A 13,337-nucleotide genomic window follows, 5' to 3' on the forward strand; every position below is an offset into this window, starting at 1 on the left:
ACAATCGCCTAATAGAGGATACTAAAAAAGCAGGGGGAATAACAAATGAAAAATAATCCGTATCAGCAGTATAAGCAAACTCAAATTAATACAGCTTCACCGGGGGAACTGGTGTTAATGCTTTATAATGGAGCAATAAAAAATCTCAACCAAAGTATAAATTTTTTAGAGCAGGATAATAAAGAGGAGTTTAGATTAAAAATTGAAAAAACCCAGGATATTGTTGTGGAACTTACGTCTACTTTAAAGCAGGATGAAGAGATTTCAAAAAACTTTGCTAGCTTATATCAGTTTGTAATAAATAGGCTTATCAAAGCCCATGCTAGCTTATCCAAGGAGCCCGTTGAAGAAGCTTTAAAAATTTTGACAGATATGCGGGATACATGGAAGGAGATGCTTACCAAATTAAATGAGGAAAAGTAGTATTTTGGAAGAGCTAGATGCTTTAGAAGATGAGCGGTTAAAGTTATTTAAAAAAAAGTTAGAACTATCTAATCATCAGCTAGAATATGTAAGCAACGGTCAATACGCAGAATTATATAAAAGCATTGAAGAAAAAGGTAAGGTTATAGGAGAAATAGAAAAATTAAATACCGATTGGAAAAAGGCTTGTCGAGCGGGAAAGGTTAATAATTTTGCCGATATTGCTAAAGAATTGAATCAGGATGAAAATAATCGATGGTTAGAGCGGGCTCAGGAGATAGTTATAGCAATCAAAGAGATTGAACATTTGCAGTTAAATATAGAAGATTTGTTTGTCAAAGAGCACAAAGGACAACTAGAAGAAATCGGAAAAGCATATACGGGACAAAAGTTGCTTAAAGGCTATAGCAGAGGGATGGCTGTTCCAGTTAAACCCAGTCCTCGTTTTGTGGATGAAGATAGCTAGGGTGATAGGCGTAAACCTATCACCCTAGCTATCTGTTTAACTATCGTTCCACAACTGCTCTGCAGTTGTGGCCCATTTTTCTGCCGTAACTTCACACTTTTTACTTAAATCCCTAACATCTTCTGGGTCTTTAAAATCAGTAGATGTAGCTCCACTTTCATCTACAATATCTGTCAGCCTACCGGGGTTATCTAGAATTGGACAAGGGCGTAGGTGATTTTTATTAAAGGGTTGGTTTTTTCTATACCCTTTAAAAAGAGGAGACTTTAAAGCTTCTAAAAGTGTTTTGTTTTTAATGTTAGAGTCTGAATAATGTACAAAAGCACAGGGTTCACAATCGCCGTTGGAATTTATGTGTAAATATCTACGACCTCCAGCTACACAGCCTTTAGCATACTGACCATCATTCCAGAAATCCATGGTAAACAATGGTTTTGTTTTGCGAAATTTTCTAATTTGATGATACATAAACTTTCGCTGTTTGTCGGTTGCCATCAGCTCTGGTGCTGCATCTACTCCTACTGGCATATAAGTAAAGAACCATGCAAACTTTGCTCCCCAAGCTATGATTTGGTCGATAAACTCTTCACTTCCGATAGATTCTGTATTTTTGCTAGTGTAGCAACAAGATACACCAAAAGGTAGTTTTTTATTTTTAAGTATTTTCATAGCCTCTAATATTTTAGAGTATGTTCCTTTGCCGCGACGATAGTCTGTTTCCTCTTCGAAGCCCTCGATGCTAAATGCAGGTATAAAATTTTTTACTCTTAACATTTCTTCCGCAAATTCTTCATCTATTAAAGTGCCATTGGTGAAAGCTAAAAAGGCACAATCATTATGTTTTTCGCATAGTTTTATAATATCTTTTTTCCGTACCAAGGGTTCTCCCCCTGAAAAGAGGAAGAAATGTATGCCTAATTCCTTTGCCTGTTCAATAATGCTATCTAAGGTTTCGAAATCTAGGTTTAGCTTGTCGCCGTATTCAGAAGCCCAACACCCTGTACAATCAAGATTACAAGCGGATGTAGGGTCTAGTAGTATGGCCCATGGTATATTGCAATCATGTTTTTCTTCTAGTTTTCTTTGCTTAGGGAAGCCTAAGAGGGTAGCGTTAAGGAAAAAGTTCTCAAACAGTTTTCTGCGCAATTCATCATCAACATCTGTCCACAAACTTTTGATTAACTGGTTCCAATGATTCTCCTCATCTTCTATAATTTCTCTCATTATCTTTCTTTGGGTAACAAATTGATTTTGTTTGTCAATTCTATCTCCCCATTTTACAAGCTTTGGTAAATTTTTATCGGGATTTTTATCCATGTAGCGATAAAGGTTAACTAAAGCGTACCTTTTACATTGGTCAATTACGCTCATTCTTACCCCTCCCATCAATATTTTAAATTAGGCGATTGTAAAGCTACTATGCCTAATTAGATGCTCTTTTCGTAATACCTAAAGTCATGTTTATATAGTGAGTTAAAATTTGCAATTATCTATTATTCTAAATAGGCTGTTATAACTTAAAAGGTCCTATATATCGACATATCGACGTTTATTTTCCCACCTTTTAAAAAAGGTTTATCTTAACGCCAATATGCTTTTACAGCACTTAACTTATGATGAAGATTGGGATTTTTACTATTTTTATAATTATTGATAATTTTTTAGAGTTAATGCTAAAAAAAGGAAGAAATTATACTATTTTCCCTCTTTATTTAATTATATTAAATGATGTAATGGTTATATATAGACAAAAGAAGCCCAGTGTTAAAAAAATTAACACTGGGCTTCTTTTGTCGAAAAATTATACATATTGACGAATTTGTCTAGTTTTTGTCGAATTTTTCCAACGCTCTTGTAACATCGCCTTTTATTAGCTTACTCAATTTATCCACTATTTTTTTAGGGTTTTCCTGTGTTCCTTGCCGTAACCAGTTTAATATAACTCCTAGCAAGGCATAAGTATAAAAGTCTATAATAAAGTTTTTATCCTCATAAGTAACATTAATACCTTCACTTCTTTGTTCGACAACCTCAGCTAACAGTTGCCTTATAACTTTATTGATGTATTTTTCAAAGTGTTCCCGACCAATTGAATTATATGTATTGATTACAAAAGATTTATTGCATTCTATATAGTCGAAAGTTCTTAGCAGGCCTTGCTGCCACGTTTCATTTTTTTTTCTTCTTTGCTCCATTTCCTTTGTAGCTTCAACAATAAAAATCCAATCTAACAAATCATATATATCTTGAAAGTGATAATAGAAGGTTTGTCTGTTTACTCCACAGTCAGAAACAATATCTTTTATAGTTATTTTGTCTAGAGTTTTCTTTTTCAATAAACTCTTTAGTGATTGCCCTAAAGCTTTTTTAGTTAAGTCAGTCATTTATCCCACCCCTTAGAAGGTTATATAATACCATATTCAGATAGTAATAGGTATATATCAATTTTTTTGGAATTTTATCTTTTTTTGATATAAGTTGACCGTACTTAAATATTTCGACTTTAAAGAAATAAATTCCTTTAAAATGTGCTTAGGGGGTTGTCCAAACAAAACTATTACTTACTAGATATTTCATATGTTATAATTAATGTAGGTCAATAACTTATAGATTTAATAATCGATGGGAGAGTGATTAATGAAGTTATGGAGGAGAATAAACAGGCTAAATTGGAGTTAGCCAAGAAACTAAGAAAAGCGGAGGCTGATGCGAGAAAAAAGGCTTTAAAAGAAAGAGAGCCTTTTAAGGGATTGCAAATTAGACCTACAGCATCTTTGTTTTCCGCCGCTGGCAGAAAAGAGCCTGGTGAAGATAATTGGAAGGGTTTTGGTTTTGATATACATCCCCAGGTAACTTTTGTATCTTCTGCTATTTTAGTGGTTTTTATAGTGTTAACTTTAATGTTTCATGAGCAGGCGGCGACTCTTTTTGATCAATCTTTAGATGTGATTACTAAAAATGCTGGTTGGTTTTTTATTTTAGTGGCTAATATTTTTATTTTAGCTGCGCTGTATTTTGCATTTGGAAGGTTTGGTAAAATAAAGATAGGAGGAGCTGATGCCAAACCGGAGTTTAGCACTATTGGTTGGTATGCTATGCTTCTTAGCGCTGGTATGGGTATCGGGCTTTTGTTTTGGAGTGTAGGGGAACCTATTTTGCACTTTGGTCAGCCTTCTCCCATGTTTACCGATGTTGTAGCAGAAAGCCCCGAGGCAGCCCAAGCGGCTATGACTACCACATATTTTCATTGGGGAATTCATCCTTGGGCTATTTATTCTATAGTTGGGTTGGGACTGGCGTTCTTTGCTTTTAATCGTGGGTTACCTTTGACTATTCGGTCTATTTTTTATCCTATTTTGGGAAATAAGATATATGGTTTTTGGGGAAATTTGATTGATGTACTGTCGGTTTTGGCTACCTTAACAGGCTTGGCTACATCCTTAGGATTAGGGGTGGTCCAGGTAAATGCTGGTTTAGATTTTTTATTTGGCATCGGTATAAGTACGAATATTCAGGTGCTTCTTATAGCTGTTATTACTGGCTTTGCCACAATTTCTGTAATGGCGGGATTAGATGGAGGGGTAAAGCGGCTTAGTGAGTTGAATATGGGCTTAGCAGGGGTTTTTATGTTATTTGTACTTATTTTAGGACCCACTGTTTATATTTTAAGTGGATTTACTCAAAATCTCGGTCATTACATAGCCAACTTTGCTCATTTAAGTTTGTGGACTGAAACCTTTAAAGATACCAATTGGCAAGGTGGATGGACAGTGTTTTATTGGGCATGGTGGATATCCTGGTCTCCTTTTGTGGGAATGTTTATTGCAAGGATTTCTAAAGGAAGGACTGTTAGGGAATTTATATTGGGTGTTATGTTATTTCCAACTATTCTTTCGTTTTTGTGGATGTCTGTATTTGGAGGAACCGCTCTTTTTATTCAATCTAATGGTATAGCTGATATAGCAGGAGCTGTAAGTATAGATGAGTCAATTGCACTTTTTGCTATGTTGGAAAATTTGCCGTTAACTAATTTGTTATCGATTGTGGGAATTGTATTGGTAACGGTATTTTTTATAACTTCCTCTGATTCTGGATCTTTGGTTGTAGACCATCTTACTTCGGGAGGGAAGTTGGACTCTCCGGTGCCTCAACGGGTATTTTGGGCGGTGATGGAAGGAGTTATAGCTGCCACACTGTTAATCGGTGGTGGGCTGACAACACTACAAACAGCTTCTGTGGCAACAGGATTGCCTTTTGCAGTAATCTTGGTTATTATGATATATTCTCTAAATGCCGGGTTCGCTGAAGAGTATGAAGTTGAAGAAATTGTTCGTAAAAAGGTAAGGAATATCAAAGAAGAGCATGTTCTTAATGAGGCAATTACCTCCGCTGTACAAGATGAAGCTTTAGTAGATAATGCAGCATCGGAAGGTAAAAAAATAGAAGGATAAAGGTAGGCAGTTAATCTATGGCTAAAGGAAACACCCCCTAAAAAACATCTAGTTTTTTGGGGGTGTTTTAGTTTTAACCCATTTTTCGTAGTCGTTGGGTGTATTTATATTGGAACCAAAGCTTAGATTAGGGTCTATTTTTTTTAGTTTTTCTTGGTTGATATAATAGGTTGGTAAAACTTTCAACATCTTCATAAGCCAATGGTCAGAACCTTGAAGAATATCCTCTGCCAATGAGAGGGCAGGTTTTTTACGATATAATCCGTATAATGGGTTTATTTTATCAAGCTCAGGTATAACTGCATCGGCTTTATTTTTATTTTGACAGATGATATTTATTATCTGTCTATTGACCAATGGTGTGTCACAGCTTATTATAAAACAATACTTACTCTTAGTATAATGCAAAGCGGAATGAAGGCCTAAAAGGCCACTTTTTTTGGGTAAATTTATTTTATCGTGATAATAATTTACATGGGATAGTTTTGTTTTTTGTTGACCATTGTCAATTACGTTGATTGCAGAAAACATATCGCCTATTTCATTTACTATGTGGGTGACAAAATCTTTGTTATTAATTTTCAAATTGCCTTTATGTGAACCCATACGGGACGATTTGCCTCCAGCAAGGATAGAAAGTTCAACATCTAAGTATTTCAAAGTACTCATCCCTTTCAGCTATATTAAAATATATGTTAAATATATCACAAACTGTAAGACAAGGAAATAGCTAACAATTAAAGAGGCAGCCTATTTAGGCTGCCCATAATTTTTAAACATCTTCTGGTTCAATTAATCCGTAGTTTCCGTCTTTCCTTTTGTATACTACACTGGTTTCGTTTGTTTCACCATCTTTAAATACGAAGAAGTCATGACCTAGTAGGTCCATTTGAAGTATTGCTTCATCTAACATCATCGGTTTTAGTGCAAAACGCTTGGTTTTGACTACCTTTCCTTCTTCCTCTTCTTCCTGGTTTGGCTTTTGTCCTAGAACTTCGCTAACATCTTTAATGCTAACTTCTCTAGATTTGCGATTAACCCGCGTTTTATACTTTCTAGTTTGACGCTCTAGTTTTTCAACTACTTTGTCAATAGAGGCATACATATCCCCCGTTTTTTCTTCTGCTCTAAGCAGCAACCCCCCGTTGAGAAACACTGTTACCTCAATGATGTGTTGGTCTTTGATGACAGATAGTGTCACCTGAGCTTCGGTGTTTTCTTGGAAAAATCTTTCAAGCTTTCCAATGCGCTTTTCTACATGTAACTTTAAGGCGTTGGTAACTTCGATGTTTTTACCTCTTACATTAATTTTCATGGTTGACTCAACTCCTTTTAGGGTGTTACTTATATATTATTCTAGATTTATTCTTTAAATCCTTTTTTTTAGAAATGAGCATTTATGGGCAGGGGAATAGTTAAGGGCGAATTTACAATTTACAATGGACAGTTGACAATGAAGACCTTAGTTGGATGGTTGGATAGGTATTAGTTAAGGGCGAATTTACAATTTACAACTCAACTTTCGCAGATGAATTTTAGTCATAAACTACTGGTATAAAAGGATTAATTTAGATTTAAATAGCAAAAACACCCCTATTTTTTGGTATAATGTAATTACCACAAAACACAACCAAAAAAGGAAGGGATGTTTTATGCAATCTATTATACCAGATAAGTATCATTCAGATAAGACTCTTATTAAAAACGTTGATAACTTTTTTAAGAAATACCAAATTTCATCACTACTAAATAGATATAACTTCAATAAAAGCAAAGGGATACCATGTACAAGCGTAATTAAGTATATTTTTATTATGGTGTTTAGCGGCAAAAACCTTTATAGAACCTCGAGTCTGAAAACAACTTTCTGCCGTTTTCTAAAGATGTTGTTTATCTTTAGGTGTTATGACGATTTGGAGGATATAAAATTTGCTACTGCTTTTAACTTGATTATTACCATGCTAAGCAAAATTTTGAAAGAGCAACTTTACGTAGCGGAAGAGGCTATTGAAAAGGTGATGAGCAATATAATCAAACTGCTACCCTTATATGTCAGGGATAGAAAGGTCTTTTTCTCCTGCGAAAGTTGAGTGGACAATTGACAATGAAGACCTTAGTTGGATGATGCTTGGTCAGGGGGACAGTAGATATGCCATTATGATTTTCAACCGAATTAACTGTCTCACCGCTGGCTCTTACCTAAAGTTCAGTACACTCATCTAACAAACCTTCTGAAGGATTGGCTATATATTGGAGGGTTTGCTTGAAGGCGGCGTCTTTTCTCCCTGTGAGTAAGGATTTGCCTTTGGAACAGCTTTCATCAACATCAGAGGCATAAGCATGTCGACCCATAAGGCAAAGCTGTCGAACATATGGAGAAACAGCTTAGGCTTATCGCAAAACCGGAAATTTATCGCCAATTCTGAACTGACCAGCCTTTTTAGTTGGATGGTTGGACAGCAGACAGTTGGTCAGGAAAATTCAAGAGCTAATTTACAGTGGACAAAGTTTCTCACTGTCCTCCTGAGCGTTAGCGAATGATCTTAAGCTCTAAGAATGAATTTAACATCCATATGATGATTTTCACTATCTTCTATCTAACTATCTTCTATCTAACTGTCCTGTACCTGCCTCCCAAATTGACTTAAGAAATTCTTTAATTTTTAGCTAGAAAACGACTTGTAAAAGCTATTGAGTTTTTAGCTTTAAAATGCTAGAATTATAGGGATAATGGAAATAATTTTAAAAAGGCCTATGGGCCTTAATTTATTAGGCATAGAGAACATCAGTTAAATTATCAAGCGAGGGTTAATTTAAGTGAAGGGGTGATAAGTTTTATGTTAAAATTTATTAATAAAATATTGGGAAATTACAACGAAAAAGAAGTTAAACGACTAATGAAAAAGGTAGCTAATGTCAACAGTTTAGAAGAAGATATTGCAAAGCTAGGTGATGATCAGCTTAGCGCTAAGACCGGAGAATTTAAAGAACGCCTTGAAAGTGGAGAAAACTTAGATGATTTATTGCCTGAGGCATTTGCCGTTGTTCGTGAAGCATCTAAGAGGGTTACTGGAATGCGTCACTTTGATGTGCAGATTCTTGGGGGAATTGTGCTTCATCAAGGGCGAATAGCAGAGATGAAAACCGGTGAAGGTAAAACATTGGTGGCTACGCTTCCAGCTTACTTAAATGGTTTAACTGGTAAAGGAGTACACGTTATCACTGTTAACGATTACTTGGCTACCAGAGATAGCCAGTGGATGGGTGAGATTTTTAAATTTTTAGGTTTAAGTGTAGGTCTAATCGTTCATGGAAAAGATCCTGCTGCAAGAAAAGAAGCATATAACTGTGATATAACCTACGGTACTAATAATGAATTCGGTTTTGATTATCTTCGGGATAATATGGCTATTTATAAAGAAAAACTGGTCCAACGTGAATTAAATTATGCTATTTTAGATGAAGTGGACAGTATTCTTATAGATGAAGCACGTACACCCTTGATAATATCGGGTCAGGTAGAGGAAGATACAAGCCAATATTATAGGTTTGCTAGGCTGGTTCCCCGTTTGAAAGCTGATGAACATTATTCTATAGATGAAGAAAGCAAAAGTGTTACTTTAACGGAAGAAGGTGTTAAGGAAGCGGAAAAACAGCTTAACATCGAAAACTTATTTGATTCGAAACACATGGAAACATCTCATCACTTAAACCAGGCTCTTAAAGCCTACGTTATGATGAAGAGGGATAAGGACTATATTGTAAAAGATAATCAAGTTGTCATCGTAGATGAATTTACCGGGCGCTTAATGCACGGACGTAGATATGGAAACGGTCTTCATCAAGCTATTGAGGCTAAGGAGAATGTAAAAATAGAAAATGAAAGCCAAACATTGGCTTCTATTACCTATCAGAATTATTTTAGAATGTATGATAAACTTTCAGGAATGACCGGTACCGCTCTTACTGAGGAAGATGAGTTTAGGAAAATATATGGCTTAGATGTTGTAGCTATACCTACCAATGAACCTATGATTAGGAAAGACTTGCCTGATGTTGTATATCGGTCTGAAACAGGTAAAATTAACGCTGTTGTAGATAGAATAGTTGAGTGCCACAAAGAAGGGCAGCCTGTGCTAGTAGGGACTATAAGTATCGAGAAATCAGAGGAAATAAGTTCTTATTTAAAGAAAAAAGGGGTCACCCATAAGGTTCTGAACGCAAAGCACCACGAACAGGAGGCAGAAATTATTGCTGATGCCGGCCAGAGGGGAGCGGTAACTATTGCAACCAATATGGCGGGAAGAGGTACAGACATTGTTTTAGGTGATGGTGTAAGAGATTTGGGAGGACTTTCTATAGTTGGAACAGAACGTCATGAAAGTCGTCGTATTGACAATCAGCTTCGTGGTAGAGCTGGACGTCAAGGTGATCCTGGGGTGTCACAGTTTTATATATCGATGGAAGACGATTTAATGCGCTTGTTTGGTTCGGAAAAGATGATGTCAATGGTTGACAAGTTAGGGATGGATGATTCTACACCTATTGAACATGGATTTTTGTCAAAGGCTATTGAAAATGCTCAAAAAAGAGTTGAAGGTAAGAACTTTAACATAAGAAAAAATGTTCTAGAGTTTGATGATGTAATGAATCAGCAACGAAAGATTATTTACAAACAAAGAAGACAGGTCCTAATGGGGGCAGAGCTTAAAGAAGAAATCAAGAAAATGATCCAAAAGGTCATTGAAAGGGCGCTAGACACCTATGCTAGTGATGAGGCACTAGTGGATGACTATGATCTTAAAACACTCCATGACTACGCTCACAGCACATTCCTTTTGCCTGGGAACGTTTCTTTAGAGGAACTAGAGGGGCTTCATCGAGACGAGATTAGAGAACTTATGTTAAAACAAGCAGAGGAAAATTACAGAAAAAGAGAAGAGCAGCTAGGGGATTTTATGGAGGAACTAGAACGGGTTGTTGTTCTAAGAACTGTTGATAGAAAATGGATGAATCACATTGATGATATGGATGACTTAAGGCAAGGTATTGGACTTAGGGCCTTTGGTCAAAAAGATCCTTTAAGGGAATATAAGTTTGAAGCTTTTAATATGTTTGAAGCAATGGTTGAAGGAATTCAAGAAGAAGTAGCAAGATTGATTTATAGAGTGGAGGTTTCACAGCAACCTACTAGGAAGTCAGTAGCTGTTGCAGATGCTAGTCCTCAAATTTCTACTCCGTCCTTGTTAGGCGGCAAGTCTCAGGGAGGCACCCAAGGGCCTGCTAAAAGCACCAAAGTGGGAAGAAATAAACCGTGTCCGTGTGGGAGCGGGAAAAAATACAAACGTTGCTGTGGAAGTTAATTGTTATATTAAGGGGTGAGTATTTTGAAAAATATTGAACTTAAAAATTTTGTTCAAGAAATTGATGATAGGTTAACTGAACTGAGTGAGTTACTTTGATGTAGCTGATAAAAAGCAAAAAATTGAACAGCTTGAAAGGCAAATGACTGAGCCTAAGTTTTGGGATGACAATGAAAAGGCCCAAGGTGTTATAAGTGAAACAAAAGAGCTAAAGGATGTAGTTGATAGCTTTAACCAAATAAATGATGAAAATAGAGACTGTAAAGATATTATAGAGTTATTGGATCTGGAAGATGATCATCAAATGCAACAAGAATTGGAAAGTACAGTCTCTAAATTGCAAAAGAAGTTAGAAAAACTGGAAATGGCTCAGCTACTATCTGATGAATACGATGAAAACAATGCTATTATTTCATTGCACCCCGGAGCCGGTGGTTTAGAATCACAAGATTGGGCGGAAATGTTATATAGAATGTATCAAAGGTGGATTGACAAACAAGGTTTTAAAACAGAAGTGTGGGACTATCTGTCCGATGATGAAGGCGGAATAAAGAGTGTTACCTTGTCGGTACAGGGTAAAAATGCGTATGGGCTTTTAAAAGGAGAGAAAGGGGTACACAGGTTAGTGCGGTTGTCCCCATTTGATTCATCGGGAAGAAGACATACTTCTTTTGCCTCTGTGGACGTAATACCTGAAATGAAAGAGGGGATAGACATAGAGATATCCAGCGATGAAATCAAAATGGACACATACAGAGCTAGCGGAGCGGGAGGTCAGCACATAAATAAAACTGATTCCGCAGTGCGTTTAACTCATCTTCCCACAGGAATTGTGGTTCAATGCCAAAATGAAAGATCGCAGCACACTAATAAGGCAGCAGCCATGAAAATTCTAGCGGCAAAACTTGCTGAAAAAGAGCGCTTAGAGCAACGAGAAAAGTTAGAAGAAATTCGCGGCGATCAACAAGAGATAGCTTGGGGAAGCCAAATAAGGTCATATGTATTTCATCCATATAGTTTGGTAAAGGATCATCGTACCTCTGTAGAAGTGGGCAATGCACAAAGGGTGTTAGACGGGTATTTAGATCAGTTTATCTACGAATATCTGAGGCAGAGGGTAAATGTTTAGGCGCTTGATACCGTGGGTAATGGCAACTTTGCTACTGCTATTTATAGTAGTAGAGTTGACGTTACCTTTAATCGTTGAAAAAACTGTGAGTTTAAGGATAAGAGAGCATAACTATTCCAATAAAAGAGTTGAAATAACATCTCCCCGTCCACACAGCCTTTCTATTTTAAGGAAAGGTTTTAAGGGTACACTAACTCTAAGAAATGTATCTATAGACTATGTTTTGTTGGATTTAATTAAATTGGATTTTTCCACAGGCTTGTTTTCTAGTTTTACTGGCAATTTTAAAGCACAAATTTCACAACAACAGTTGGAAGAAATGCTATATGAAAACTTTGAACAAGATATAAGAGTAGAACTTAGACCAGATATAGCAACTGTATACCTAGAAAAAGAAGTTTTGTTTACAGAGTTATCTTTAGTTCTTCAAGGTGATTTAGAAGTAAGGAATGGGCATCTAAAGTATAATATTCATGAAATAAACTCTAATATCGGTAAGATAACAGGAAGTTATAAAAATGAATTGTTAAATAGTTTACCACTTTACTACCCCCTACCTTATGATGAAAGTCTATCAATGGAAGAAGTAAAAATTATTGATGGTTTTATTATATTAACAGGACAATTAAAGTAATAAAGGGGTGTTTAAAATGAGAACAGTAAAAGAATATGCTATAATAGTTTTAGGTTGTTTAATTACAGCCATTAGTTTGAATGCACTACTAATTCCCAATCAAATTGCTGCTGGTGGAGTCAGTGGTTTTGCTACGGTTTTGTTTTATTTAGTTAATGTGCCAGTAAGTTTGACATTGGTGCTTGTAAATATACCACTGTTTATTACAGGACTTATTTATTTAGGTAAAAAATTTGGGTTAAGAACTCTTGTAGGAACAGCTGTACTAGCTCTTATGGTTGAATTAACAACTAACATGACTACTTGGACCCAGGACCCTTTGCTAGCGGCACTATATGGTGGAGTTTTATCTGGCTTAGGTCTAGGATTGGTTTTTAGACAAAGAGGGACTACAGGAGGAACAGACTTGGCAGCTCAACTTCTTCATAAATTTACTGGTCTTACAGTAGGCCAAGGTCTATTAGGGATTGACTTTTTAGTTATAGCTTTAGCTGCTATAGCTTTTGGGCCGGAGTTAGCTATGTACGGACTAATAGCTTTACTTGCAACTAGCAAGGTTATCGACTTAGTGCAACAAGGGATGCGCTATTCAAAAGTTGCTTTTATCATATCGGAGTATCCCGAGCAGGTATCTCAAGGTATAATGTATAAACTTCAGCGAGGGGTAACTACTTTGTCTGGTAAAGGTGCGTACACGGGTAAAAACAAGGATATAATATTTTGTGTAGTAAACCAAATGGAAGTCTCAAGGGTTAAAGATTTGGTTTATGATATAGATGAACATGCGTTTGTAATAGTTACTGATAGTCAAGATGTTTTAGGCGAAGGTTTTGGAAAAATGATAAAAGATTAATTTAAAGGAGGTTACATA

General features: G+C 36.1%; 13 protein-coding genes. 8 read left to right on the top strand and 5 right to left on the bottom strand.

The window, feature by feature from the left end:
• Positions 1 to 45: 45 nt before the first annotated feature.
• Together fliS and PRVXT_RS02625 are read left to right on the top strand one after the other, a co-directional pair.
• Entirely contained in the window at positions 46 to 423 is a 378-nt protein-coding gene (gene fliS, locus PRVXT_RS02620; protein ID WP_350344144.1) for a flagellar export chaperone FliS, read from the top strand.
• Positions 410 to 889 carry a hypothetical protein gene (locus tag PRVXT_RS02625; RefSeq protein WP_350344145.1) on the top strand — a complete coding sequence of 160 codons (480 nt, stop codon included), beginning with the start codon at positions 410 to 412 and terminating at the stop codon, positions 887 to 889. Before fliS ends, PRVXT_RS02625 begins: the two co-directional genes overlap by 14 nt.
• Positions 890 to 925: 36 nt before the next feature.
• Here the strand turns inward: PRVXT_RS02625 and PRVXT_RS02630 are convergent, their stop codons facing one another.
• Entirely contained in the window at positions 926 to 2,260 is a 1,335-nt protein-coding gene (locus tag PRVXT_RS02630; protein WP_350344146.1) for a radical SAM protein, read from the bottom strand.
• 452 nt (positions 2,261 to 2,712) lie between these two features.
• Positions 2,713 to 3,273 carry a TetR/AcrR family transcriptional regulator gene (locus PRVXT_RS02635; protein ID WP_350344147.1) on the bottom strand — a complete coding sequence of 187 codons (561 nt, stop codon included), beginning with the start codon at positions 3,271 to 3,273 and terminating at the stop codon, positions 2,713 to 2,715.
• A gap of 246 nt (positions 3,274 to 3,519) precedes the next feature.
• On the opposite strand from PRVXT_RS02635, the gene PRVXT_RS02640 reads away from it, so the two are divergent.
• Positions 3,520 to 5,340, top strand: coding sequence for a BCCT family transporter (locus PRVXT_RS02640; RefSeq protein ID WP_350344148.1), 1,821 nt, complete (start codon positions 3,520 to 3,522; stop codon positions 5,338 to 5,340).
• Positions 5,341 to 5,388: 48 nt separating this feature from the next.
• Here PRVXT_RS02640 and mobA read toward each other — a convergent pair whose 3' ends face one another.
• Both mobA and hpf read right to left on the bottom strand, forming a co-directional pair.
• Entirely contained in the window at positions 5,389 to 6,009 is a 621-nt protein-coding gene (gene mobA / locus PRVXT_RS02645; RefSeq protein ID WP_350344149.1) for a molybdenum cofactor guanylyltransferase, read from the bottom strand.
• Between the two features lie 103 nt (positions 6,010 to 6,112).
• Positions 6,113 to 6,655 (bottom strand): ribosome hibernation-promoting factor, HPF/YfiA family, encoded by a 543-nt coding sequence (gene hpf, locus PRVXT_RS02650; RefSeq protein WP_350344150.1) that lies wholly within the window; start codon positions 6,653 to 6,655, stop codon positions 6,113 to 6,115.
• A gap of 337 nt (positions 6,656 to 6,992) precedes the next feature.
• On the opposite strand from hpf, the gene PRVXT_RS02655 reads away from it, so the two are divergent.
• Positions 6,993 to 7,430 (top strand): hypothetical protein, encoded by a 438-nt coding sequence (locus PRVXT_RS02655; RefSeq protein WP_350344151.1) that lies wholly within the window; start codon positions 6,993 to 6,995, stop codon positions 7,428 to 7,430.
• A gap of 109 nt (positions 7,431 to 7,539) precedes the next feature.
• On the opposite strand, the gene PRVXT_RS02660 is transcribed toward PRVXT_RS02655, so the two are convergent.
• Entirely contained in the window at positions 7,540 to 7,692 is a 153-nt protein-coding gene (locus PRVXT_RS02660) for a hypothetical protein (protein ID WP_350344152.1), read from the bottom strand.
• A 485-nt stretch (positions 7,693 to 8,177) separates the two neighbouring features.
• Between PRVXT_RS02660 and secA the strand changes: the two genes are divergently transcribed.
• From secA to PRVXT_RS02680, 4 genes are all read left to right on the top strand, one after another.
• The gene (gene secA, locus PRVXT_RS02665; protein WP_350344153.1) at positions 8,178 to 10,703 is read left to right on the top strand and encodes a preprotein translocase subunit SecA; all 2,526 of its coding nucleotides are present in this window, start codon (positions 8,178 to 8,180) and stop codon (positions 10,701 to 10,703) included.
• 21 nt (positions 10,704 to 10,724) lie between these two features.
• Positions 10,725 to 11,832 (top strand): peptide chain release factor 2 gene (gene prfB / locus PRVXT_RS02670; RefSeq protein ID WP_350345094.1). Its coding sequence is split into 2 segments (ribosomal slippage): positions 10,725 to 10,799 and positions 10,801 to 11,832, totalling 1,107 coding nucleotides; the frame shifts between segments, so codons are not numbered across the junction.
• On the top strand, positions 11,825 to 12,466 hold the full coding sequence (locus tag PRVXT_RS02675; RefSeq protein WP_350344154.1) for a hypothetical protein: 642 nt from the start codon (positions 11,825 to 11,827) through the stop codon (positions 12,464 to 12,466). Before prfB ends, PRVXT_RS02675 begins: the two co-directional genes overlap by 8 nt.
• A gap of 16 nt (positions 12,467 to 12,482) precedes the next feature.
• Positions 12,483 to 13,319 carry a YitT family protein gene (locus PRVXT_RS02680; RefSeq protein ID WP_350344155.1) on the top strand — a complete coding sequence of 279 codons (837 nt, stop codon included), beginning with the start codon at positions 12,483 to 12,485 and terminating at the stop codon, positions 13,317 to 13,319.
• Positions 13,320 to 13,337: the final 18 nt, after the last annotated feature.

The organism is Proteinivorax tanatarense, assembly GCF_040267685.1.
Lineage (GTDB): Bacteria > Bacillota > Proteinivoracia > Proteinivoracales > Proteinivoracaceae > Proteinivorax > Proteinivorax tanatarense.

What these genes read in the sequence shown, in the direction of transcription:
- fliS (WP_350344144.1), top strand. Translation starts at nt 46, where the DNA reads ATGAAAAATAATCCGTATCAGCAGTATAAGCAAACTCAAATTAATACA.
- PRVXT_RS02625 (WP_350344145.1), top strand. Translation starts at nt 410, where the DNA reads ATGAGGAAAAGTAGTATTTTGGAAGAGCTAGATGCTTTAGAAGATGAG.
- PRVXT_RS02630 (WP_350344146.1), bottom strand. Translation starts at nt 2,260, where the DNA reads ATGAGCGTAATTGACCAATGTAAAAGGTACGCTTTAGTTAACCTTTAT.
- PRVXT_RS02635 (WP_350344147.1), bottom strand. Translation starts at nt 3,273, where the DNA reads ATGACTGACTTAACTAAAAAAGCTTTAGGGCAATCACTAAAGAGTTTA.
- mobA (WP_350344149.1), bottom strand. Translation starts at nt 6,009, where the DNA reads ATGAGTACTTTGAAATACTTAGATGTTGAACTTTCTATCCTTGCTGGA.
- hpf (WP_350344150.1), bottom strand. Translation starts at nt 6,655, where the DNA reads ATGAAAATTAATGTAAGAGGTAAAAACATCGAAGTTACCAACGCCTTA.
- PRVXT_RS02655 (WP_350344151.1), top strand. Translation starts at nt 6,993, where the DNA reads ATGCAATCTATTATACCAGATAAGTATCATTCAGATAAGACTCTTATT.
- PRVXT_RS02660 (WP_350344152.1), bottom strand. Translation starts at nt 7,692, where the DNA reads ATGGGTCGACATGCTTATGCCTCTGATGTTGATGAAAGCTGTTCCAAA.
- secA (WP_350344153.1), top strand. Translation starts at nt 8,178, where the DNA reads ATGTTAAAATTTATTAATAAAATATTGGGAAATTACAACGAAAAAGAA.
- PRVXT_RS02675 (WP_350344154.1), top strand. Translation starts at nt 11,825, where the DNA reads ATGTTTAGGCGCTTGATACCGTGGGTAATGGCAACTTTGCTACTGCTA.
- PRVXT_RS02680 (WP_350344155.1), top strand. Translation starts at nt 12,483, where the DNA reads ATGAGAACAGTAAAAGAATATGCTATAATAGTTTTAGGTTGTTTAATT.